This is a genomic window from Planococcus versutus, from assembly GCF_001186155.3.
GTDB classification, from domain to species: Bacteria; Bacillota; Bacilli; order Bacillales_A; family Planococcaceae; genus Planococcus; species Planococcus versutus.
Map to the genome: position 1 here is coordinate 2,139,936 of NZ_CP016540.2, position 24,649 is coordinate 2,164,584.

Below are 24,649 nucleotides of genomic sequence, written 5' to 3' on the forward strand. Positions count from 1 at the left end.
AAGAACAAATTTGCTCTGGGAGTCGTCAATTGCGATTAATGGTTAAATTTCGTCTTCGTAAATTGCAAATTCATCTTGTTTTTCTGGTACTAAGACACCAGCAGCTACTTCTTCAAGCGCTTTTCCAACTGATTTAACTGAAGTGTACGAATCTAATTTTTCGTCACCATTTTCATGTAATTGGCGCGCACGTTTAGAAGCAAGTGCTACCAATGAGTATTTCGAATCGATTCGGTTTTTTAGTTTGTCAACAGATGGGTATAACATTAAACATTCTCCTTTAGCATATCAAAATAGCGTTTCTCAACGCGTTCACGCTTGCAATGTTCTGCAATAATAATAGCATTGATTCGGTTACAGGCATTTTCAACTTCATCATTTTCTACTACGTAATCATATAAATTCATCATTTCAAGTTCTTGACGTGCAGCCTGTAATCGACAAGCAATCACTTCATCTGACTCAGTTCCTCGACCCACTAGTCGCTCTTCTAGTTCGGATAGGCTTGGTGGAGCTAAAAAGATAAACAAGCCATCTGGAACTTTTGAACGAACTTGTGCAGCACCTTGCACTTCAATTTCTAAAAACACATCACGACCTGCATCGCGCATTTTGTTTACATATTCGAGCGGTGTCCCATAATAATTTTCTACAAACTCTGCAAATTCCAGCAACTGTCCTTGTTCAATCAGGGATTCAAACTCACTTCGCGTTTTAAAGAAATAGTCGACTTCGTCGATTTCTCCTTCACGCGGAAATCTTGTCGTCATCGATATTGAGTATTCATAATTTGTGTTTGGCTGTGAGAACAGCTCTTTTCGTACCGTGCCTTTTCCAACACCCGAAGGTCCTGATAGGACAATCAGCAGTCCACGTTGGTTTCTCATTTTATCCCTCATTTGCCTTGTCGTTATTTTCATCAACGGCTCTTTGACATAACTTTTTTGAATCAGCTAGCTTAATGATACAATCCGCGTATACTTTAATGCAATTCGGTTGACCGATTAACATAATTTATACAATCTGAGAACATTTCTGCTTTCTGTCGAACATTTTATCATTAGTTTAGACTGATCGTTATTCTTCGTTTTCTACCTAACTGTCTTATTATATCATATTACACGGAGAAAATGATAAGATGGAACAAAACGATTTGAAAGAGGGATATTTAATGGCATTTGATGGATTATTCACCAAATCGATGACGAGTGAATTGCAACAACTCGTTACCGGTAGGATTTCAAAAGTTCATCAGCCTAACCAGCTTGAACTACTTTTACACATTCGCGCGCAAGGAAAAAATCATAAACTGTTAATCTCGATTCACCCATCGTATTCGCGTATCCATTTAACAGCTGAAGCTAATGTTAACCCATCTGAACCACCTATGTTCTGTATGCTGTTACGCAAACATATTGAAGGCGGCGTCATCACTGAAATTGCCCAGTACGGAATGGATCGTCTGATCATGTTAAAAATCAAAGCAAAAAACGAAATTGGAGACGATATCGAACGCGAACTTCACGTTGAAATGATGGGTCGGCATTCGAACGTTATTTTAATCGATGCAGAACGTACAATGATTCTCGACAGCTTAAAACATTTACCACCAAGCGTCAACTCTTATCGAACTATTTTACCGGGACAGCCGTACATCTTCCCGCCTGCTCAAGAAAAGCAAGATCCTTATGAGTCAATTGAAGAATTAGCTCAAACAGAGCCAAGCGAAATTGTTAGCCAATTTTCTGGCTTTTCACCATTAAATGCACGTGAACTTGCATACCGTTTAGCAACAGCCGAAAACAAATTGGAAACCACAAAAATGTTTCTAGCTGATTTTTCAAGCGCACAGCCGACCGGTTATTATGTTGAGCATGAAGGAAAAAGTTTCTTTTCTGCATCTCAACTCACCTACATCGCCGAAAATGGCTTGCCTTTTTTAACACTTGGCGAGTTGCTCGACAGAATGTATTATGCTAAAGCCGAACGCGACCGTGTTAAACAACAAGCGGGTGATTTGGAAAGATGGTTACAAAACGAAATTGCCAAGTTGAAACTCAAATTAAAGAAATTGAAAAAAGAACAAGATCAAGCTGAAAAACGTGACGTTCTTCAATTGAATGGTGAACTGATCATGGCAAACCTTCACCGCATTAAAAAAGGTATGAAGGAAATTGAAGTCGATAATTATTACAACGATGAAAAAGTAACTATTGCGCTTGACCCGCGAAAAACGCCAATTGATAATTCGCAACGTTATTATTCGCGCTACCAAAAAGCAAAAATTGCTGTTGTTAAAACACAAGAACAAATCAATAAAACCATTGAAGATATTGAGTACTTTGAAACTTTAATGTCTCAAGTTCAACAAGCTGGAATTTCAGATATTGAAGAAATTCGTGAAGAATTAGCTGAACAAGGCTTTATGAAAGCGCAGAAGTCTAAGAAAAAGAAAAAACCTACAAAACCAACTGTAGAAGCGTACGTGTCTTCTGCAGGAACAGCCATTTCGGTTGGTAAAAACAATAAACAAAATGATTATGTGACATTCAAAGTTGCAACAAAATCTGATACATGGCTTCATACGAAAGACATTCCGGGATCCCATGTTATTATTCATGATAATGATCCAGACGAAGAGACAATTCTAGAAGCTGCAACCATTGCGGCTTACTTTAGTAAAGCAAGAGGATCTTCTTCTGTTCCTGTAGATTATACAGAAGCACGTCACGTGAAAAAACCAAATGGTTCAAAACCTGGATTTGTCACGTATTTCGAACAAAAAACAGTATTTGTAACACCTGATGAAGAATTAGTTATTAAGTTGAAAAAATAGTTTATACACCGGAGAGCTTTTTGCTTTTCGGTTTTTTAATATTTTTTATACTAAATTATTAATTAGTATTTTATGAGTTTACATAATAATAATATAGTAAAAAAAAGAATTTTCTTCCAATTAGTGCTTAAAGTATTGCTCTATACAAGAGTAAATGCTATGTTCTTAAAGGATTTAATTTTAAGGGGGCTTTAAAAAATGATTACTTATTACCCAAAGAAAAAAACAATTTTCACCATGGGTGCAGCCGCAGTTTTGCTTATAACTGGTTGCACAAACGAAGAAAAGACAGCCGAAAAAGAACAAACAGCCTGGGATGTCATTCAAGAAGAAGGATCTTTAACAGTAGCTACATCTGGAACTTTACTTGCCACTTCTTTTCGTGATGCAGAATCTGATGAGTTGACGGGCTTTGAAGTAGAAGTTGTTCGAGAATTGGGCGAACGTTTGGAATTAGATATTGAATTTAAAGAGCTTGGCTTTGATGAAATGTTGACAAGTGTAAACACGGGCCAAATCGATCTTGCCGCCAATGATATTGAAATTACGGAAGATCGAGCAAAAGAGTTTATTTTTTCAACACCGATTAAGTATTCTTACGGCACAGCAGTTGTTCGTAAAGATGATTTATCCGGCATTTCCAGTTTAGAAGATCTACCAGGTAAAAAAGCAGCTGGAGCTTCGACGTCCATTTACATGGAAATCGCACGTGAGTATGGTGCGGAAGAAGTGACGTACGACAACGCTTCAAACGAAGTTTATTTAAGAGACGTTTCAATTGGTCGCACAGATGTTATTTTAAATGATTATTATTTATCGACGTTTGGTGTTGCTGCTTTCCCAGAACTAAACATTACTATTCATCCGGACATTAAATACGCGCCTTCAGAAGTAGGTTTAGTTATGAACAAAGACAATACAGAACTTGCAGAACACGTGAATCAAGCGATAGAAGAAATGCTTGAAGATGGAACAATTACCGAAATATCAGAAGAATTTTTTGGCGGCGCAGACGTTTCTGTTAAACCTGATATAGAAGAACAATAAGCAGGAGGTTGTCCCATGAATGACATTGAATGGGGATTATTGTTTGACCCGGAATTGGCGTTGAATTCTTTACCTTATGTACTTGAAGGAATTGGCTATACCTTGCTGATTTCAGTCGTCAGTATGATCGTAGGGATCATCATCGGATTTTTCTTATCGCTTGCTCGAACATCTCAATTAAAAGTTTTGCAGTTTCCTGCGCGCCTCTATATTTCGTTTATGAGAGGTGTGCCGATTCTGGTTATCTTATTTTTACTTTATTTCGCGTTGCCTGTTGTCGGTATTGAATTTACAGCCGTTCAAGCCGCATTAATTGGATTCTCGCTCAATAGTGCAGCTTATATCGCAGAAGTTTTCCGGTCCTCATTGGCATCCGTTGATAAAGGGCAATGGGAATCATCGAAAGCCCTTGGGTTAACTTATTGGCAATCGATGCGGCGCATTATTTTGCCCCAGTCTATTCGAATTGCGTTGCCTCCCTTATCCAACGTTTACTTGGATTTAATCAAAGCATCTTCTTTGGCTGCGATGATTACGGTGCCGGAAATTTTCCAAAAAGCGCGAATTGTAGGTGCACGTGAATATGATTTATTAACGATGTTGATTTTAGTAGCGCTTATTTACTGGGCGATTTGTTCAATCATGACGATTTTGCAAAACTATCTTGAAAAACGTTACGCTGATTACATTTAAAAAGCATCCGGAGATTTTTCTCTCGGATGCTTTTTCGATTGATTGCATTCACAATTCCTGCGTATAGAGAACTTCTCACATACGGCCATTCAGCCTATAAAGCTGCCATCATACAGGAAATTCGTCGTCTCGGTTTGCTTTACTGAGAGTTGAAAAAGATTTTTCAAGCCGTTCGATAACGAATCAAATAGGGCAATGCCATTAAGTTAACAAGAAGTACCAGGAATCCAATAAACATCAACAGCTGCATGCTTATTGAAGGCGAAAAAAAAGTGAATATACCTATCGGCCCAACGACTAAAAAAGAAGCCAAAATACGGGATGAAAACCGAATGTGATAGCGTTTTTTGCAAGTGCGACACGTTATCGGTTTGTATGCTAACGCTACCGATTTACTGACTTGTTTCCATGTAAATGGCGTATGACAAACTTCGCAAGTCTGCATTAATGATTTTCCTTTAGTTTGTCCACATATTGTTTAGCGTCTAAGAGAGACCAACCGAACTCTTCACGAGTTCGTTTCACCGCTTCAACCATTTTCCCTTTTTGTAGCAATTCTCGAAGTTCGTCATTTACATCAGGCTCTTTCCATTCTTCGCCTTGCTGTATTTGTGTTAGCTGTTTTTCAAGTTGACGCACTCTTTTTTCTAATGCCTTGATTTGTTTCTCTGAAGCCATATAAAGTAAATAGCCTGATACATAGACAGCTCCCAAAATGATCAGTATCCACGATACATCCATTTGCTACACCCCTAAGTTTTTATTTCCACGTTGATAAAATGCATCCATTTCTTCTTTTGGCACCAATGCGCCTCCCGTTGCCCATACAATATGCGTGGCTGTATTCATTGGTATTTTATTAGCTTGTGCGTAATCGCTTGCTTGAACTTTCAACGGTCCGAGTAAACCAGCTGTTGCAGAAGGTTCGACGAAAATTTCTTCACTGTTTGCCAAAAGCGCTAATAAAAAAAACAGTTCTTGATCTTCTATCGTATACATTCCACTAACTGTTTTTTCACTAATACTCGAGGCAAAACTAGAAGGTCTTCCTACTGCTAGTCCATCACCTTCTGTAACATTGTTAATACCGAAATCTTGGACACAAACTTTTTCTTTCTCACCCGTCATTAAACCAATAAGCACTGCTGGAGAATGTGTCGGTTCTACAAAAAAGCAATGAACCGCATCACCCAAAACTTGCTTCAGTCCGAAAGCAATTCCTCCCGGCGCACCTCCTACTCCGCAAGGTAAGTACACAAATAGCGGATGCTTGGCGTCAACTTGGATATTTTGATCAGTAAGTTGTTGTTTGAGTCGAAAAGCAGCTACACTATAGCCTAAAAACAAATGCTTAGATTTTTCGTCATCAACAAAATAAGCCCCTGGTTTGGCTAACGTTTCGCTTCGTCCAGCTGAAATAGCCTCACTAAAACCACCTTTAAATTCTACAACAGTGGCACCTTTTTCACGTAATAATTCTTTTTTCCACGCTTTTGCGTCTGAAGACATATAAACAGATACTTGGAATCCGAGTTTAGCACTGATGATGCCAATGCTGAGTCCAAGGTTTCCTGTAGAACCTACCCCGATGGAGTATTGACTGAAAAACTGTTTGAATTTTTGTGAGGAAAACTGCTCGTACGATTGCTGGCTTGAAATAATGCCTGCTTTTTCAGCTAATTTCTCTGCATGATGCAATACTTCATAAACACCACCGCGTGCTTTAATCGATCCAGCAATTGGCAATTCGTTATCACATTTTAAGTATAGCCGACCTTCAATTTCTCCCTCAAACTGTTTGTTCAATTGCTCTTTCATTCTAGCTACCTCACGCAGTGGGGATTCCACAATTCCATTTACCTTTGCTGTGTCTTGAAATTGAGCTGCTAGAAAAGGAGCAAACCTCTGCCAAAGTTGCTCTGCTTTCTCCATATCAGCGAGGTTCACTGGCAAATCGGTCATATCAGCCAGTTTTTGGAGTTTAGGATTTAACCATACAACCGACTCTAAGTTCATAATCGGTTTAAGTAAAGGATTGCATGAAATCCAGTCGTTTAGTTGTTGTAGTTCAATGCTCATAGAAATCCCCTTCCGTTCAAGTCATCTGATATTTTCATCATACAGGAGACCATAAAAAGAGTCATCTCTCCATGTTCTTTTCACTGACTTAAAGATAACCGACTTAATCCTTTAGTAAGTCCTACCAATGCAAGTCCAATCAAAAAGAGTACCCACCACTGAATTTGAATGATCGGACCGATTCCATCAAAAAAATAACCAACACCCAGTATAAAAGCAAAAGCAATCATGCCATATAATCCAGATACAACATAAATTTTCCATTCTTGAATTTCTGGTTTAAAAACAGAAGTACGAATAAGACGGAAAATGATAAATAAGCCAATAACACCAACTAAAACTATGGCCAGAAAAATTATTGAAATGCTTCCTAAAGCGAAATCATTATCTATGGAAGTGAATACTGAAATAATCCCATTTAAAACTCCATACGTAAGTGTAAACCAACCTGCTAACCCAAGCGTGAATGATGTTGCTTGCAAAATAACATTTCGTTTATTCTCTTTCGGCATATTTGCAATGAGCTCATCTGCATAAGCTTCTGGGGAATCGCCGAACAAATCCGTAGCATCTTTGCCGTTTCTTTGCGCTTCAATTAAATGATCCAATAAATCCATCAACAGCTCTTCTGCTGCACGCTCATCCACTCGAAGGTCTGTTCGGATATACAGCAATAAATCTTCGTAAAGTTTCTCGTTTTCAGAAGTTAAAAGCTTTCTTTTATCGTTATTTTCCTTAATCAGTTTAGTCGTTCCTCTCATCGTGTCCACCTCTTTTCAGTAGTTGGCTGACTGGCTCGGCAATTTGAAGCCATTCAAAAGCCATTTGCGCTAACTCCGCTTTTCCTTCCTCGGTCAAAAAATAATACTTACGATTCGGCCCTGCTGCAGAAGGCCTCATTTCACCACGGATAAAGCCGTTTTTCTGTAGCCGAAGCAACACGGGATAAATAGTGCCATCACTAATGTCTGGTAACCCGATTCCTTGCAACTTTTGCGAAAGTTCATAGCCATAGACCGGTTGCTCTTCCACTACAGCCATTACACACGCTTCTAAAACTCCTTTTAGCAATTGGCTTCTAAGAGCCATATCGGTCTCTCCTTTCGGTACTATGTAATACAAGATAGTACCTCAAAAAAACAACTACTTTGCATTACCAACTAGTTGTTTTTATTGTAATCAGTTTATTCATTTATGTCAACAATTTCAACATAGAAAAAAACCGACCAATTGGCCGGCTTTACAAAGTTCCTGCTTTTAACTTTTCATGCCAATCTGCAAGCATCGGCAGTTCGTCTTCACTAATAGCACCTGTACTCAATGCCTGTTCAACAAGCGCTGGGAAATCCGTTAGCGTATGGAACGTATAACCTGCTCCTGTGATGGTCTCAATTGACTGTGGCAAATCGTACGTAAAAATCGCAACAATTCCAAGTACGTCAAAACCTGCTGCTTCTAACGCTTGTGCTGCTTGTAAGACAGAGCCGCCTTTAGAAATCAAGTCTTCTACGACTACTACTTTTTGACCTTTTTCGATTTTGCCTTCGATCATATTTGTTTGCCCGTGTTCTTTCGCTTTTGAACGGACGTAAACCATTGGCAGTTCAAGTAAATCACTAACCCAAGCCGCATGCGGAATACCTGCAGTGGCAGTTCCTGCGACCACTTCACAGTCAGGATAATATTCGTTAATGGTTTCTGCTAGACTGGCAGCAATGTCTTTGCGTACTTTTGGGTAAGACATTGTCAATCGGTTATCACAGTAAATCGGTGACTTAACGCCTGACGCCCAAGTAAAGGGATCTTGCGGACGCAATTCGACTGCGCCAATAGATAGTAAATGATTTGCTACTTTTAACTTCATTGGTGTCCACTCCATTCTGTTGCAATCTGGCTGTAACTTTCTGATGGGTTGTCAGCTTTTGTAATGGCTCGACCGACCACAATATGACTAGAACCTTTTTCACGCGCTTGCGCTGGAGTCGCGATGCGTTTTTGATCGTCTGCTGACACTGCGGCAGGTCGAATGCCTGGTGTAACACGTAAAAATTCTTGACCACAAGCATCTCTTATAGCTTGTGCTTCTAGTACGGAACAAACGACACCGTCTAATCCTGCTTGCATGGCACGTTTTGCGTAATGCAATACAGATTCTTCCAGGCTAACATAAATCCATTGATCTTCGTGCATCTGTTTTTCACTAGTCGAAGTCAATTGTGTCACAGCAATCAGTTTTGTATCACTATCCGCTAGTCCGCGTTTAGCTGCTTTCATCATCTCAAGTCCTCCTGCAGCATGAACATTGACCATGTCCACCCCAAGTTTAGACAAGCCCCGCATAGCAGATTCGACAGTATTTGGAATATCGTGCAGCTTCAAGTCCAAGAAAATTTCATGACCGAGCGATTTGATGTAACGGATGAGCTCCGGTCCTTCTTGGTAATAAAGCTCCATGCCTACTTTGACAAAAAGCGGTTCAGAAAACTGTGCTAAAAATTCTTCTACTTGTTGTTTGGATGCAAAATCTAAAGCAATAATGGGTTTATTCACAGACGATGACTCCTTCCGACAAGTTGTTCGACTGAATCAAATCCAAGTTCGTGCAAGTGTTCTGGTAGTTGCTTTATTATTTCTGGACAGACAAATGGATTGACGAAATTGGCTGTTCCGACCGCCACAGCGCTCGCGCCGGCTGATAAAAAGTCGATGACATCGTCCACATTTGTTACCCCGCCCATACCGATAATTGGCAGCTTAGTATGCTGACTAACTTCGTAAACCATCCGTAAAGCGACCGGTTTAATAGCAGGCCCTGACAAGCCACCTGTAATATTGGCGATAATCGGACGTCCAGTTTTCGTATCCATGCGCATGCCGAGTAATGTATTAATCATCGTAATGCCATCCGCACCACCTTCTTCGACTGCTTTGGCGATTGACACGATATTCGTCACGTTCGGCGACAATTTAACATAAACCGGCACAGCAGACACTTCTTTTACAGCACGCGTTAACTCACGGGCTACGTCTGGATCGGTACCGAACGTGATGCCGCCTTGCTTAACGTTTGGACACGAAATATTGATTTCCAGTGCATGAACATTTGGTGCTTGTGAAATAGCTTTCGCGACTTCGACATAATCTTCTGTCGTCGTTCCCGCTACATTGGCAATGATCGGCACGTCGTACTTTTCTAACCATGGTAATTCTTGACCGGCTACTTTTTCAAGGCCAGGATTTTGTAAACCGATAGCGTTTAGCATGCCCGACGCTGTTTCTGCAACTCGCGGAGTCGGATTACCAAGACGCATTTCAACGGTCGTTGCTTTGATCATGATGGCACCAAGCTGCGACAAGTCGTATAATTGTGCATACTCTTTACCAAAACCGAAACAGCCAGAAGCTGGCATGATTGGGTTTTTTAAGTTGAGCCCTGGAAGTTTAACTGTTAAATCAATCATGTAATCACCACTCCTGCTGGAAATACCGGTCCATCTGAACACACTTTGATGTAATCCGTTTCGCTTTTCGTTGTTCGGCATACGCAAGCGAAGCATGCTCCGATGCCGCAGCCCATTCGTTGCTCATACGATAAGAACCCTTTTTTCTGTGGATACGCCCATTGCACCGCTTCAAGCATCGCAGTTGGTCCACAGCTATAATAGGTATCAAAATCTGTTGGCAACTCGTTGAGGATATGCGTCACAAACCCTTGCGTACCATGAGATCCATCAACTGTCGCAATATGTGTATCGCCAAGTTCGCGAAACTTATCTTCATAAAAAACGGCTTGCTTGCTTTCAAATCCCAGGATATGGACCGTTTCGATACCGCGCGCGTTTAACTGTTTGGCGAGTTCATATAGCGGTGGAACACCGATTCCTCCGCCAATCAAATACGCTCTTTTCACAGCTTCTTCTACCGGAAAGCCGTGTCCGAGTGGTCCGAGTACGTCTAAGGTATCACCCGCTGTTTTTTCAGCCAATAACTGTGTTCCACGTCCTTCTGCTCGATAAATCATTGTAAATTGCGAAGCTTCTAGATCGATTGAAGCCACTGAAATTGGGCGACGCAACAAAGGCTCAAAACTATCAGCCACGCGAATATGGACAAATTGTCCGGGTTCTGCCATTTCATTGGCAAGAGTCCCTTTTACAGTTAGTTCAAAAATGTGATGGGCGATTTGCTGCTGCTTGATAATTTGCATACGTTCTTGTTTGATCATATGCCTGCCCCCATTTCCTCCGCTGAGAAAGTCATTGATTCGATAACACGTAACATCGCTTCTGCTGTATCCAGCGAAGTTAGACAAGGAATGCCGTTCTCAACCGATTCACGGCGAATGCGAAAGCCGTCACGTTCTGGTTGTTTGCCTTTTGTTAAGGTATTGATGACGATTTGCGTGTCGCCGTTTTGAATAACATCGAGCAAAGTTTTGCCTTCAGACCCAATTTTGCCGACTGGTGCAACGATGATTCCCGCTTCTTCGAAAGCTTTGGCTGTTCCGCCAGTTGCCATAATTTGATAGCCGATTGCTTTAAAGCGTTTTGCTAAACCGATCGCTTCTTCTTTATCTTTATCGGCTACTGTTAGTAGCACTGTGCCATGATCTTTTACTTCCATGCCCGCTGCTGCTAATCCTTTATACAACGCTTTTTCAAGTGTTGTGTCTTTGCCCATCACTTCTCCAGTAGATTTCATTTCTGGCCCGAGTGTAATATCAACACGGCGTAACTTGGCAAAAGAAAAGACCGGTACTTTGACGAATACTCCTTTTGAAATTGGTGCAAGTCCTGGTGTAAAACCTTGGTCAACGATGCTTTGCCCTAAAATTGCTTTTGTCGCAATATTAGCCATTGGAATTGATGTAATTTTGCTCATAAACGGCACTGTTCGACTTGATCTTGGATTGACTTCAATCACAAAGACTTCACCTTTTGAAATAACATACTGGATATTCAATAAGCCGATGATGTTCAATCCTTTTGCTAATCGTGTGGTGTAGTCAACGAGTGTATCAAGTAATTCTGTTGAAATATTTTGTGTTGGGTAAACTGCGATCGAGTCGCCCGAGTGAACGCCTGCACGTTCAATATGTTCCATGATCCCCGGAATTAAGACATGTTCACCATCTGAAATGGCATCGACTTCAATTTCGATTCCTGTTAAGTAACGGTCGACTAGTACCGGGTGTTCTGGACTCGCTTCTACTGCGTGTTCCATATAATATTTCAAGTCTTCTTCGTTGTAAACGATTTCCATTGCGCGTCCTCCAAGTACATACGAAGGACGAACGAGTACCGGATAACCGATATCCGCAGCGATAATGATGGCTTCGTCTGCATTAACAGCCGTTTTTCCTAAAGGTTGTGGAATGCCGATTTCGTGCAAAGCTGCTTCGAATTTGTTGCGATTTTCTGCTCTGTCTGTATCTTCTAGTGAAGTTCCTAAAATTTTAACACCGTTTTGCTCAAGTTTTTCAGCTAAGTTAATGGCTGTCTGTCCGCCGAATTGAACGACAACTCCTTTTGGCTGCTCCAGATCGACAATATGCATAACATCTTCGATTGTCAGCGGTTCAAAATACAATTTATCGGAAATCGAGAAATCGGTTGAAACGGTTTCCGGATTATTGTTGACGATTATCGCTTCGTAACCCGCTTCTTTAATCGCCCATACAGAGTGCACCGTCGCATAGTCGAATTCAACGCCTTGACCGATACGGATTGGGCCTGAACCGAGAACAATGACCGACTCTTTGTCTGTTTTTACTGACTCATTTTCATCTTCATACGTGCCGTAAAAATAAGGCGTTTCCGATTCAAACTCTGCCGCACATGTATCGACCATTTTGTAAACCGGCATTAATTTTTGTTCTTTGCGCCAGTTATACACTTGCTGTTCAGTGGTATTCCATAGCTTCGCGATTGTCCGGTCTGCAAAACCTAAACGTTTGGCGCGTCTCGCTGTGTCGTAATCAAATGGTGCATTTTTCAAATTTTCTTCGTATTTTACGATGTTTTCGAATTTCTTTAAGAAGAATAAATCGATTTGGCTCCATTCATTGATGGTTTCAATCGTCACTCCGCGGCGAAGTGCTTCGCCGATAAAGAATAAACGCTCATCTCCTGCGCGGCAAATACGTTTTTGAATCCATTCATCACTCATGCTATCCGCATTTTTTAACTCTAAGTGGAATTGCCCTGTTTCTAATGAACGGACAGCTTTTAAAATAGACTCTTCGAATGTACGACCCATTGCCATTACTTCGCCTGTTGCTTTCATTTGCGTTCCTAGATTGCGTTTGGCTGATTCGAATTTATCAAACGGCCAGCGTGGAATTTTTGTTACCACATAATCAAGCGCCGGCTCGAATGCAGCATAGGTGCGGCCAGTAACTGGGTTCATCATTTCATCTAAAGTTAAACCGACAGCAATTTTTGCCGCTAGTTTCGCAATTGGATAACCTGTCGCTTTTGACGCCAGCGCTGAAGAACGACTGACACGCGGATTTACTTCGATAATGTAGTAGTTAAAACTAAATGGATCTAATGCCAACTGAACGTTGCAGCCACCTTCGATTTTCAATGCGCGAATAATTTTCAAGGATACATTACGCAGCATTTGGTACTCACGGTCTGATAAAGTTTGGCTTGGCGCGACAACGATCGAATCACCTGTGTGGATACCGACTGGATCAATGTTTTCCATGTTACAAACAACAATTGCTGTATCGTTTTTATCACGCATTACTTCGTACTCGATTTCTTTAAAGCCGGCAATTGATTTTTCTAGTAAACATTGTGTAACCGGGCTGTATTTTAAGCCGCTCGCAACAATTTCTTTCAGCTGTTCGTAATTTTCGCAAATGCCTCCGCCTGTTCCACCTAGTGTAAAAGCAGGACGCACAATAACTGGATAACCGATACGATCAACGAAATTTTCAGCTTCTGCCATATTGTGAATAATATCCGAATCTGGAACGGGTTCGCCAAGTTCGTTCATCAGCGTTCGGAACAAGTCACGATCTTCTGCTTTATGAATGGCTTCAAGCTTCGTGCCTAAGATTTCGATATTCAACTCATCTAGAATGCCTGACTCATCAAGTTCGATTGCCATATTCAGTCCAGTTTGTCCGCCAAGTGTCGGCAATAGTGCATCGGGACGTTCTTTCCGCAAGATGCGGCTAACAAATTCCAGTGTAATCGGCTCGATATAGACTTTATCTGCAATTTCAGTGTCTGTCATGATTGTCGCTGGATTCGAGTTGATCAAGATAACGCGGTAGCCTTCTTCTTTTAATGCAAGACATGCTTGTGTTCCTGCATAGTCAAACTCTGCTGCTTGTCCGATGACAATAGGACCTGATCCGATGACGAGTATACTTTGAATGTCTTGTCTTTTAGGCATGTTGGTGCTCCTTTCGAGTTGCGTTCATAACATCAATAAAGCGGTCGAATAAGTAGTTTGAGTCTTCCGGTCCGGGTGATGATTCTGGGTGGTATTGAACTGTGAAAGCTGGATAATCTAAGTGTGCCAAGCCTTCATTTGTATCATCATTTAATGCACTATGCGTTACTTTTAGACGAGTTCCTTGTAAGGTATCTTCATCCACAGCGTAGCCATGGTTTTGTGATGTGATTTCGATTTTGCCTGTGACTAAGTCGCGTACTGGATGATTGCCTCCGCGATGTCCGAATTTCAATTTGAACGTGTCTGCACCACAAGCTCTTGCGAACAATTGATGACCTAGGCAGATGCCGAAGATTGGAACTTGGCCAAGTAGTTCGCGTACCACGTCTACACATTCTTCTACATCTTTTGGATCTCCAGGGCCATTTGATAACATAACGCCATCAGGTCCCCAAGCAAGAATTTCTTTTGATGACGTGTTATAAGGAACGACAATGACGTCGCAATCGCGGTTGTTAAGTTCGCGTAAAATGCCATGCTTCATGCCGTAGTCAATTAATACAACGCGTTTGCCACGACCAGGGCTTGGATAAGGACGTGCTGTTGAAACTTGCGCCACTTGGTCGCTTGGCAAAATCGTTTCTTCGAGCGTCTTCACGACTGCTGCTAATTGAACTTCTTCACCGGCTGCTGTTAAGACTCCTTTGATGGCGCCTTTTGAGCGGATTAAACGTGTCAGTTTACGTGTATCAATACCTGAAATCCCAGGAATGTTTTTTGTTTTGAATAATTCGTCTAAAGTTGACTTATTTCTGAAATTGGATGGAAACTCGGCAAGTTCGCGAACGACCATTCCTTTAACTGCTGGTTCAATCGATTCGAAATCGTCACTATTAATGCCGTAGTTGCCGATTAATGGGTAGGTCATCGTGACAATTTGTCCGCAGTAAGAAGGATCCGATAAAATTTCCTGATAACCCGTCATACTCGTATTAAAAACGATTTCTCCGACAGAAGCACTGTCGCTTCCAAATGCTGTTCCTTCAAATACCGTACCGTCTTCTAAGATTAAATAACGTTTCATTAATTTTCCTCCTCCTGCCATACGATTTCTCCACTAAAAATAGTCATTACCGGCCATCCTGTACATTTCCAGCCACCAAATGGTGTATTGCGACCTTTCGATAAAAATGTATTTACTTGAATTTCTTGTTCTTTTTCCAGATCCAGCAATACTAAATCTGCTACTTGACCTGTTTCTAATTTGCCATAGGGCAAGTTAAACGTTTCGCTCGGTTTGATCGTCAACCAGTCGATTAATTGTTGTAACGTCCATGTACCATTTTTAACAAATTTGCTGTAGAGCAATGGAAATGCTGTTTCAAAACCGACGATTCCAAACATCGAGCCATTCATGCCATTTGTTTTTTCTGCCGCTGTATGTGGTGCATGGTCTGTCGCAATAAAGTCTAGTGTGCCGTCAAGCAAACCTTCGTGTAGCGCTTGCCAATCTTCCTTTGCACGTAGTGGCGGGTTCATTTTGTAATTGGCATCGTCCGCTGGAATATCATCTTCTGTTAACAGCAAATGGTGAGGTGTAACTTCAGCTGTTACGCGAACTCCTGCACGTTTTGCGTCGCGAATGACGCGAACTGATTCTTTTGTGCTGACGTGGCAGACGTGGTAATGTGCGCCTGCTGCTTCTGCTAGTAAAATGTCGCGTGCAATATGCACCGATTCAGCAACCGCTGGAATGCCTTTAAGCCCAAGTTCTCTACTGCGCTTACCGTCGTGCATGACACCATCATAAATCAAGCTATTGTCTTCGCAATGCGCAACGACTGCCATGTCGATTTTCGCTGCTTCTTGCATCGTTTCGTACATCATTCCCGCTTCTTGAATGCCGACACCATCATCCGTAAAAGCGAAAGCACCGTTTTCTTTTAGTTCCTGTAAGTTCGTGCGTTCTTTTCCTGCTTCTCTAATGGTAATTGAAGCATATGGCAAAACTCGGATAAGCGCATTTTTTTCGATCAATCCGTTGACCAGTTGAAGATTTTCTTTCGTATCCGGAACAGGACGTGTGTTTGGCATCGCACAAATCGTAGTAAAGCCGCCTTTTGCTGCTGAACGCGTTCCGCTTTCGATGGTTTCTTTTTGCTCCCCACCCGGTTCACGCAAATGTACGTGGATATCAACGAACCCTGGTGCGACCATTCGGCCTTTGCCGTCAATTTGGGTTTCGTTTTGCGCCTGTAAGTTTCTACCGATTTCATTAACTTTGCCATTTACGACCCGAATATTTGTTGGTGACATTTCTCCATTTTGCAGCATGGTTACGTTTTTAATAAATAAATTCAAGTTAATCTCTCCCTTTCAATGCGTATTCAAGTACTGCCATTCGGATGAAAACTCCGTTTGTCATTTGTTTAAAAATTCGTGAACGTTCACATTCAACTAAGTTGTCAGCAATTTCGACTCCTCGGTTGATTGGAGCTGGATGCATGATGATGGCGCTATCCTTCATTTTCTTTTCTCGCGCTACTGTTAAACCGTATTGTTGATGGTAGTTCTCTTTTGAAAAATGCTCAGAATCCGTATGCCGTTCATGTTGCACTCGGAGCAACATGATGACATCTGTATTTTCTATAAAATCATCCAAATGCTCGGAAGATTCATACTCTCCACTCCATTCTTCGGGACACACAAAACTCACTTTCGCCCCTAATTGCTTGAGTGCCGAAGCATTTGATTTTGCCACTCGGCTATGAGCAACGTCTCCAACGATGGTGACATGAATTCCTTCCACGTGGCCAAATTCTTGATAAATTGTAAACAAATCTAGCAACGATTGTGTGGGATGTTGCCCTGAACCGTCCCCACCGTTTATGACTGCGATAGTACAGCCTTCGAGTTGCTGATAGTATTCTTCTTCTTCGTGGCGAATAATAACTGCACCTACACCGATCGCTTCCATCGTCTTAACAGTGTCATATAGTGTTTCTCCTTTTAAGATGCTAGAAAAGGCTGTTTCAAATGGCAACACGGCGAGTCCTAATTTATGCTCAGCCATTTCAAAACTCATCTTTGTTCGTGTACTCGGTTCAAAAAACAAATTAACGACTGTGCCATCAATTGATGCTTTTTCGCCGTGTTGAAATTCTCCCGCACGATCCATTAAGCTCATGATTGTGTCATTTTCTAAGTTGTTCATGGATAATAAGTTCGGCAAAATACTTCATCCTTTCTTCTTTCAGACAAAAAAATACCTTCCCAGAGGCAGGAAGGTATGAGGAAAGAAGGGTTAGTCCACCCGTTCTTCAACCCTTTCCATGCCTCTCTGGACATTCATTAAAAGGTAATTATTTAGTTCCGTCGTCTACTTCTTTTTTATCCATTCCCGGTAGCACTAAGTTCAAAATGACACCAACAATAGCAGCGAGCGCCATTCCTTCGATTGAGAATGTTTCACTAAATTCAATTTTAGCTCCGCCAATCCCGATAACCAAGATAACTGAAGAAATCACTAAATTTCGGTTGTTGCCAAAGTCGATGTTGTTATCTACTAGCATACGCAAGCCAGAAGATGCGATAATACCAAACAATAAGATCGAAATTCCGCCTAGAACAGCCGTTGGAATTGTCTCGATGACGGCCATCAATTTGCCAAAGAACGAAAAGACGATGGCAAACACTGCCGCTCCAAAGATGACATAGACTGAAAACACTTTCGTAATTGCGAGTACCCCAATATTCTCACCGTATGTCGTCTTTGGTGGGCCACCAACTAGTGAAGAGATAAAAGTTCCAATCCCATCACCTAGTATCGACCGATGTAAGCCTGGGTCTTTTATGTAATTTCGATTGACAATCTTGCCTAGTACCAGTTGATGACCGATATGTTCAGAAATCGTGACGATGGCAATTGGGACCATGACGAACAACAAGGTTGGTGTTACTTGAAAAGAGTAATCCACTCCAGGAATTAAGAATTCTGGTACTGCGAACCATTTCGCGTCAGCAATGACGCCGTAGTCAATAATGCCAATAGCAGCTGAGTAGCCATACCCTGCGATAATACCGATCAAAATCGGCATCAATGAAATGATGTTTTTAAAATAAATGTTACAAATGATGGCAGTTAGCAGCGTAACAATAGCTGCCGAAAAATGCAGCAAACTATATTCTGAAGCATTTCCTACTGGAATGGTCATGGCCATATTTACTGCTGTTCCCGATAAAGCCAGTCCGATGACAATGATAACCGGCCCTACGACAATCGGTGGAAGTAACTTCATCAGCCACTGATAACCTGTTTTCCAAATAATTAACGCGACAATCGCGTAGACAAGTGAAACAAACATGGCACCAATCATGGCAGAGCCAATGCCACCGGTTTTTGTGGCAATGGTAATCGGTAAGATAAAGGCAAATGAAGATCCGAGATATGCTGGTACTTTAAATTGTGTGATAAGGATAAAAATGATCGTTGCAATCCCACTTGTTAACAATGCGATAGCTGGGCTCAAGCCGACTAGTTGAGGCACTAGAATTGTCGCTCCGAACATCGCAAACATATGCTGCAAGCTTAGTGAAATCCATTGTCCTGTTTTTGGTTTATCTTGTACGTCTAAAATTGCTTCGCTCAATTTCCATTCTCCTCTATCTATAACTATCTATTCGTGAATGGCAACGCGGTCGACTTGATCACTTTCAATCATTTTCACAATGATTCGTTCGTCGCTTGAAGTCGGAATGTTTTTTCCGACAAAGTCAGCGCGTATTGGCAATTCGCGATGTCCTCGGTCAATCAATACTGCTAGTTGAATTTGTGCCGGTCGTCCTAGGTCCATAACAGCATCCATCGCTGCGCGTACAGTGCGTCCTGTATAGAGCACATCATCTACTAAGATGACTTTTTTGTTAAGTATACTGTGTTTAATATCGACTTGTTGCACTAACGGTTCTTGGTTTTTTGTTTTGATGCTCAAGTCATCTCTGTAAAGCGTAATATCAAGTTCGCCTTTCATGATGGGGCGCCCTTCGATTTTTTCGATTTTTTCAGCCAGTCGCTTTGCGATAAATGCACCGCGCGTTTTGATGCCGACTAATATACAGTCATCAATACCTTTATTGCGTTCGATAATTTCATGCGCAATACGCGTGATCGCTCGGCTAATTGCCTGTTCATCTAGAATATCTGCTTTTTCCACCATTATATTCGCTCCTTTTTGCAAATAAAAAACCTCTTGCCAGAGAGGCAAGAGGTTAGATGCGCAGAAAAATTCAACACGGAAGACACACTTCCGGCTTGCGTAAATACCTTTTCAGCCTCTCTGGACTGTTTTTAAAGGTGTTCATTATTCGATTTGTTTTTTTAAGTATAAAGAAAGAAGGTCCCTTTTGTCAATCCTTGTCGCGAAGAGATTCTAGAAGTTCTGCAAATTCAGCTGGTGGCTCTACAGAAAACTCCATGTATTCGTTCGTTTTTGGATGATCAAAACCGATAACTTCCGCGTGAAGCGCTTGACCGCCAACATCCATTGTTTTCTTCGGTCCATACTTCGGATCTCCAACAAGTGGGTAGCCGATGTATTTCATGTGCACACGGATTTGATGCGTTCTGCCTGTTTCTAAACGGCATTCTACTAATGTGAAATCACCAAAACGTTCCAATACTCGGAAATGTGTTACGGCATGTTTTCCTTTATCGACAATTGCCATGTTTTGACGTTCTTTTGGATCACGTGCAATCGGTGCTTGAATCGTTCCTTTATCGTGAGGAATGTGACCATGTACGAGCGCTACATATTTACGCGTAACCGTCTTTTTCACTAATTGATCCACTAGTGACGTATGCGCAGCATCATTTTTTGCTACCATCAACAAGCCAGATGTATCTTTATCAATTCTGTGAACAATTCCTGGACGTACTACGCCATTAATTCCTGATAAGTCTGTGCAGTGGTGCATTAAGCCATTAACCAATGTGCCTTTAGCATGTCCCGGAGCCGGATGAACGACCATTCCTTTTGGTTTGTTGACTACCAAGACGTCTTCGTCTTCATAGACAATCTCCAAATTAAGATCTTCAGGCACGACGTCCAATTCTTCGAGTTCAGGTGGCGTGACAACAATAACGTCTTGCAAACGTACTTTGTAATTTGGTTTTACGGTTTCTCCGTTCACTTTTACGGCGCCTTCTTTGACCCAATTACTGATCTGTGAACGCGACCAGTCTTCATCTATTGATGACACAGCTTTATCTACTCGTTCGCCGGCCATTTCTTCTGTAATTTCAATCGTTAATTCTTCCATTAAGACACCTTTTTCTTTTGTTGTTTTTCGTCATAAATCATATAAATAATCATCAATACGACACCAATGGTTAGCGCAGCATCTGCAACATTAAAAATCGGAAAATCATAATTAACAATTGGGATCAGTACGTCGACAAAATCAACGACTTCTCCGCGCAACATCCGATCGATAAAATTACCTACTGCGCCACCTAAGAGAATCATTAAGCTAAACTGAAACAAAGGTTGCCCTTTTGCATGTTTATGAAAATAGTAAATTATTCCGGTGATGACCGCCACAGTAATAATAGCAAACAGCCACATCTGTCCTTCAAGCATACCCCAAGCAGCACCACGGTTACGATGTGACAGCCATCCGAGATAGGGATCAATAACGGAAATCCGTTCACCCAATTCCATGTTTTTCAGCACTAGCCACTTTGTCCATTGATCTAGTGCAATAATGATTAACGCAACTCCATAATAAATAAACATCCGTATCCTCCGTCAATTCAGCAGTCACTCTATTTTAACACACTGCCAAGGAAAAAAGTAAAGGTCTGAAAAACAGAAATCTCTGTTTTTCAGACCTTTTGCTAATTATAGCTATTTAGCATACTGTGTTTCAACAACATTTGCGCAACGAAGACATAATGTCGGATGTTCTTCACTTTGACCAATTTCTTCTGAAATTGTCCAGCAACGTTCACATTTTTCACCCGTCGCTTTTTCAACGGTTACGGAAACTTCATTTAACTTAACAGCGTTCTCCGGTGCTTGATCTTGTGTTCCACCGTATTCATATTTCGATACGATAAATAATTGAGCAAGGTTTTCATCAGTAGAAGCTAGTAAATTAGCAAGTTCTTCATTTCCATAAACTGTTACTTTTGCTTCTAAAGATTTACCGATTGTTTTAGCTGCACGCGCTTCTTCTAATGCTTTTAATACATCGTCTCGTACATCCATAAAACGACTCCATTTTTCATCAAGTCCTTCAAATGCTGGATTTGAAATAACTTCTGGGAAGTCTGTCAATTGTACACTTTCTTCATCTACAAAGCTTAGGTAAGACCATAATTCATCTGCAGTATGCGGAATGATCGGTGTCGCCAATTTCAAAATCGCCATTAATGAATCAAACATGACTGTTTGCATCGCACGACGGTGTGGATGATCTGCACTTTCAATATAGACAACATCTTTCGCTACATCCAAGTAGAATGAGCTCAAATCATTGGCACAATAATTGTTTAAGGCATGATAGATTGTTGAAAACTCATATGTCTCATACGAGTTACGAACTGTTGCTATCATTTTTTGTAATTTCATTGCCATGTATTGATCCATTTCACGCATGTCTTCAAATGCAACACGATGTTCTTGCTCGTTAAAGTCAGCTAAGTTGCCATGAATGAATTTTAATGTGTTACGGATTTTGCGGTAAACTTCTGACACTTGTTTAAAGTTCTCGTCAGAAACACGAACGTCTGCTGTATAGTCTACAGAAGCAACCCAAAGACGCAAAATATCCGCTCCCATTTGGTTCATTACTTTTGCCGGAACAATAACATTACCTAGAGATTTGCTCATTTTACGACCATTGCCATCCAGTGTAAAGCCATGGCTTAAAATACCTTTGTAAGGTGCGATACCATTTATGGCTACACTTGTTGTTAACGAGGAATTGAACCATCCACGATATTGATCAGACCCTTCTAAATATAGGTCTGCCGGGTATTGCAAATCTTCTCTTTCAACAAGAACACCTTGATGAGATGATCCCGAGTCAAACCATACATCCATTATATCTGTTTCTTTTGTGAACAAGCCATTTGGGCTACTAGGGTGTGTAAATCCTGGCGGCAATAATTCGGCTGTTGAACGTTCAAACCAAACATTCGATCCGTGCTCACGGAACAGTTCGGCAATATGAGCAATGGTTTCTTCTGTAATAACCGGATCGCCATTTTCAGCGTAAAATACAGGAATTGGAACGCCCCATACACGTTGACGCGAAATATTCCAATCGCCGCGATCACGCAGCATATTGTAAAGGCGTGTTTCACCCCACGCTGGAGTAAACGAAGTTTCTTTGATAGCTTTTAAAATTTGATCACGGAATGCTTCAATCGAAACAAACCATTGAGCCGTTGCACGGTAAATTACCGGCTTTTTCGTACGCCAATCATGAGGATATGAGTGCGTGATAAACGTAAGTTTTTCAAGTGCACCTACATTATCCAGCGCTTCTGTCACAGACTTATTGGCTTTGTCGTAAAACTCGCCTTCAAATCCAGGTGCTTCATCTGTCATAATTCCACGCTCATCAACTGGACATAAAACGCTCAATCCGTATTTCTTACCGATTAAGAAATCATCTTCACCATGACCAGGTGCTGTATGGACGCAGCCTGTACCTGAATCAATTGTTACATGATCTCCAAGCATGACTAAAGAAGTACGATCATACAAAGGGTGTTTTGTCAGAATATGTTCTAGTTCTTCACCTTTGAATACGCGAACAACTTCGTGATCGGTCCAAGCTAATTCTTCAGCTACTTCTTTTAGTAACTCTTGTGCTATAACGTAAAGCGAACCGTTTAAAGCGACTTCTACATAATCTAACTGTGCATTTACTGAAATTCCTAGGTTCGCAGGAATTGTCCAAGGTGTAGTAGTCCAGATGACCAAATTTGTTCCTTCCGCTAAAATACCTTTGCCATCTGTAACTGCGAAAGATACGTAAATAGAAGGAGATTTTTTATCATGATACTCAATTTCAGCTTCAGCAAGTGAAGATTCACTAGATGGAGACCAATAAACAGGCTTTAATCCTTTGTAAATATAGCCTTTGTTTGCCATTTTTCCAAACACTTCAATTTGACGTGATTCGTATGCAGGCTTTAATGTCACATACGGGTTGTCCCAGTCGCCACGAACACCGATGCGTTTAAATTGAGAGCGTTGGCTATCAATTTGCTGATAAGCATATTCTTCACATAGCTTGCGGAATTCCGCTAACGACATTTCTTTCCGATTCACGCCTTTATTTGTCAATGCTTGTTCAATTGGTAGACCGTGTGTATCCCAACCTGGAACATACGGCGCGTGAAAGCCCATCATCGAACGAGAACGAACGACCATATCTTTTAATACTTTGTTTAGCGCATGACCCATATGCAAATCGCCGTTTGCGTATGGCGGTCCATCATGAAGGATAAAAAAAGGACGATCTTTTGTGCGATCTAATACTTTTTTATAAATATCCATTTCTTCCCATTTAAGCTGAATTTCTGGCTCCCGGTTTGGCAAATTGCCACGCATCGGAAAATCGGTTTTCGGCATTAACAACGTATCTTTGTATTCCATTTCTATTCCTCCTATAGGCATAATAAAAAGCCTCTCATCCCTGGTAAAGGGACGAGAAGCTTAAACTCGCGGTACCACCCTTGTTGCAGCCAATTGGCTGCCACTCGATCACCGTAACGTGGCGTAGACGGAATCGGATACTAGTTTCACCAATTCTGCTCAAGAGTGATTTTCGTCTATGTGACCACATCAGGCTCTCACTATCCCTAATTCGCTTTAGTGTCTTACATAGCTTACTGTCTCTATCAGTGCGTTTTTTTGTATGTCGTAATTATAGAATCAGAAAGTCTCAGAGTCAAGAGTTCGACTCTTCTTTGTCCTTCTCAATCTTTTCTAAATTTTGTGTATCGATATCGTATTCCAGTAAAGTTTCCCAATCATCTGTTTCAATCAAGTCTAATTGAGCTTCAACTAACATCTTGAAACGGTTTTTAAAAATTCGAGATTGTTTTTTTAGTTCTTCAATTTCTGTTGCAATGCGTCGTGCTTTTGTCAACGATTCATTGACAATGCGATCGGCATTTTTCTCTGCTTCTTTAATGATCAATTCTGCTTCTTTTTGCGAATTACGTCGAACTTCTTCTGAAGCTTCTTGAGCAACAAAAATAGATTTTTGCAAGGTCGACTCGATTGTATTGAAATGGCCAACTCGTTCGTCGGTTGAACGCAACCGTTCTTCAAGTGCAGCCTTATCTTTTAGCAAAATTTCAAAATCTCTCATAATCTGTTCCAGGAATTCATTTACTTCATCTTCCTGATATCCACGGAATGCACGGCTAAATTCTTTGTTATGTATATCTAACGGGGATAATGGCATTGAGTAAACCTCTCCTTAACTTGTCATCTTACCTTTTCATTATACAGGTGAAACACACAAATTTCAGTATTATTTCAGTTTTTTTAAACGCCG

The 24,649-nt window shown here is 41.1% G+C and carries 24 protein-coding genes and 1 other annotated feature; of the genes, 3 read left to right on the forward strand and 21 right to left on the reverse strand.

Annotation, left to right across the window (positions count from 1 at the left end; translation table 11 throughout):
• Window positions 1-42: 42 nt before the first annotated feature.
• Both rpoZ and gmk read right to left on the reverse strand, forming a co-directional pair.
• Entirely contained in the window at window positions 43-267 is a 225-nt protein-coding gene (gene rpoZ / locus I858_RS10980) for a DNA-directed RNA polymerase subunit omega (protein WP_049693316.1), read from the reverse strand.
• A complete protein-coding gene (gene gmk, locus I858_RS10985; protein WP_049693317.1) occupies window positions 267-887 on the reverse strand; it encodes a guanylate kinase in 621 nt (206 codons plus the stop codon). Before gmk ends, rpoZ begins: the two co-directional genes overlap by 1 nt.
• 284 nt (window positions 888-1,171) lie before the next feature.
• Here gmk and I858_RS10990 point away from each other — a divergent pair, with 284 nt between their 5' ends.
• From I858_RS10990 to I858_RS11000, 3 genes are all read left to right on the forward strand, one after another.
• A complete protein-coding gene (locus I858_RS10990) occupies window positions 1,172-2,836 on the forward strand; it encodes an Rqc2 family fibronectin-binding protein (RefSeq protein ID WP_049693318.1) in 1,665 nt (554 codons plus the stop codon).
• 198 nt (window positions 2,837-3,034) lie between these two features.
• Window positions 3,035-3,883, forward strand: a complete 849-nt coding sequence (locus tag I858_RS10995) for a transporter substrate-binding domain-containing protein (protein WP_049693319.1) — start codon at window positions 3,035-3,037, stop codon at window positions 3,881-3,883.
• Between the two features lie 15 nt (window positions 3,884-3,898).
• Complete coding sequence (locus tag I858_RS11000) at window positions 3,899-4,576, forward strand: amino acid ABC transporter permease (protein WP_049693320.1); 678 nt, start codon at window positions 3,899-3,901, stop codon at window positions 4,574-4,576.
• A 163-nt stretch (window positions 4,577-4,739) separates the two neighbouring features.
• Here the strand turns inward: I858_RS11000 and I858_RS11005 are convergent, their stop codons facing one another.
• From I858_RS11005 to I858_RS11095, 19 genes are all read right to left on the reverse strand, one after another.
• The gene (locus I858_RS11005; RefSeq protein ID WP_071645364.1) at window positions 4,740-5,021 is read right to left on the reverse strand and encodes a TIGR04104 family putative zinc finger protein; all 282 of its coding nucleotides are present in this window, start codon (window positions 5,019-5,021) and stop codon (window positions 4,740-4,742) included.
• Window positions 5,021-5,317: a hypothetical protein gene (locus I858_RS11010; protein ID WP_049693321.1), complete on the reverse strand. Its 297-nt coding sequence runs from the start codon at window positions 5,315-5,317 to the stop codon at window positions 5,021-5,023. The genes I858_RS11005 and I858_RS11010 overlap by 1 nt, the downstream gene beginning before the upstream one ends.
• A 3-nt stretch (window positions 5,318-5,320) precedes the next feature.
• Window positions 5,321-6,655 carry a D-serine ammonia-lyase gene (locus I858_RS11015; RefSeq protein ID WP_049693322.1) on the reverse strand — a complete coding sequence of 445 codons (1,335 nt, stop codon included), beginning with the start codon at window positions 6,653-6,655 and terminating at the stop codon, window positions 5,321-5,323.
• 80 nt (window positions 6,656-6,735) lie between these two features.
• Window positions 6,736-7,416, reverse strand: a complete 681-nt coding sequence (locus I858_RS11020) for a DUF1129 family protein (protein WP_049693323.1) — start codon at window positions 7,414-7,416, stop codon at window positions 6,736-6,738.
• Window positions 7,400-7,744, reverse strand: coding sequence for a PadR family transcriptional regulator (locus tag I858_RS11025; RefSeq protein ID WP_049693324.1), 345 nt, complete (start codon window positions 7,742-7,744; stop codon window positions 7,400-7,402). The genes I858_RS11020 and I858_RS11025 overlap by 17 nt, the downstream gene beginning before the upstream one ends.
• A gap of 151 nt (window positions 7,745-7,895) precedes the next feature.
• Window positions 7,896-8,519, reverse strand: coding sequence for an orotate phosphoribosyltransferase (pyrE, locus tag I858_RS11030; RefSeq protein WP_049693325.1), 624 nt, complete (start codon window positions 8,517-8,519; stop codon window positions 7,896-7,898).
• Window positions 8,516-9,205 carry an orotidine-5'-phosphate decarboxylase gene (pyrF, locus tag I858_RS11035; RefSeq protein ID WP_049693326.1) on the reverse strand — a complete coding sequence of 230 codons (690 nt, stop codon included), beginning with the start codon at window positions 9,203-9,205 and terminating at the stop codon, window positions 8,516-8,518. The genes pyrE and pyrF overlap by 4 nt, the downstream gene beginning before the upstream one ends.
• Window positions 9,202-10,116 (reverse strand): dihydroorotate dehydrogenase, encoded by a 915-nt coding sequence (locus I858_RS11040; protein ID WP_049693327.1) that lies wholly within the window; start codon window positions 10,114-10,116, stop codon window positions 9,202-9,204. Before I858_RS11040 ends, pyrF begins: the two co-directional genes overlap by 4 nt.
• On the reverse strand, window positions 10,113-10,880 hold the full coding sequence (locus I858_RS11045; RefSeq protein WP_049693328.1) for a dihydroorotate dehydrogenase electron transfer subunit: 768 nt from the start codon (window positions 10,878-10,880) through the stop codon (window positions 10,113-10,115). Before I858_RS11045 ends, I858_RS11040 begins: the two co-directional genes overlap by 4 nt.
• Window positions 10,877-14,065: a carbamoyl-phosphate synthase large subunit gene (gene carB, locus I858_RS11050; RefSeq protein ID WP_049693329.1), complete on the reverse strand. Its 3,189-nt coding sequence runs from the start codon at window positions 14,063-14,065 to the stop codon at window positions 10,877-10,879. Before carB ends, I858_RS11045 begins: the two co-directional genes overlap by 4 nt.
• Window positions 14,058-15,152, reverse strand: a complete 1,095-nt coding sequence (locus I858_RS11055; protein ID WP_338046060.1) for a carbamoyl phosphate synthase small subunit — start codon at window positions 15,150-15,152, stop codon at window positions 14,058-14,060. Before I858_RS11055 ends, carB begins: the two co-directional genes overlap by 8 nt.
• Window positions 15,152-16,429 (reverse strand): dihydroorotase, encoded by a 1,278-nt coding sequence (locus I858_RS11060; protein WP_071645365.1) that lies wholly within the window; start codon window positions 16,427-16,429, stop codon window positions 15,152-15,154. The genes I858_RS11055 and I858_RS11060 overlap by 1 nt, the downstream gene beginning before the upstream one ends.
• A 1-nt stretch (window position 16,430) precedes the next feature.
• A complete protein-coding gene (locus I858_RS11065) occupies window positions 16,431-17,300 on the reverse strand; it encodes an aspartate carbamoyltransferase catalytic subunit (protein ID WP_049693331.1) in 870 nt (289 codons plus the stop codon).
• A 130-nt stretch (window positions 17,301-17,430) separates the two neighbouring features.
• A complete protein-coding gene (locus I858_RS11070; RefSeq protein ID WP_049693332.1) occupies window positions 17,431-18,717 on the reverse strand; it encodes a solute carrier family 23 protein in 1,287 nt (428 codons plus the stop codon).
• 27 nt (window positions 18,718-18,744) lie between these two features.
• Window positions 18,745-19,281: a bifunctional pyr operon transcriptional regulator/uracil phosphoribosyltransferase PyrR gene (gene pyrR / locus I858_RS11075; protein WP_275425624.1), complete on the reverse strand. Its 537-nt coding sequence runs from the start codon at window positions 19,279-19,281 to the stop codon at window positions 18,745-18,747.
• A gap of 193 nt (window positions 19,282-19,474) precedes the next feature.
• Window positions 19,475-20,386: an RluA family pseudouridine synthase gene (locus I858_RS11080; RefSeq protein ID WP_049693334.1), complete on the reverse strand. Its 912-nt coding sequence runs from the start codon at window positions 20,384-20,386 to the stop codon at window positions 19,475-19,477.
• The gene (gene lspA, locus I858_RS11085; RefSeq protein WP_049693335.1) at window positions 20,386-20,862 is read right to left on the reverse strand and encodes a signal peptidase II; all 477 of its coding nucleotides are present in this window, start codon (window positions 20,860-20,862) and stop codon (window positions 20,386-20,388) included. Before lspA ends, I858_RS11080 begins: the two co-directional genes overlap by 1 nt.
• Window positions 20,863-20,973: 111 nt before the next feature.
• On the reverse strand, window positions 20,974-23,739 hold the full coding sequence (ileS, locus tag I858_RS11090) for an isoleucine--tRNA ligase (RefSeq protein WP_049693336.1): 2,766 nt from the start codon (window positions 23,737-23,739) through the stop codon (window positions 20,974-20,976).
• Window positions 23,740-23,783: 44 nt separating this feature from the next.
• Window positions 23,784-23,997 (reverse strand) — a binding site (T-box leader).
• A gap of 37 nt (window positions 23,998-24,034) precedes the next feature.
• Entirely contained in the window at window positions 24,035-24,556 is a 522-nt protein-coding gene (locus I858_RS11095; protein ID WP_049693337.1) for a DivIVA domain-containing protein, read from the reverse strand.
• Between the last annotated feature and the right edge of the window lie 93 nt (window positions 24,557-24,649).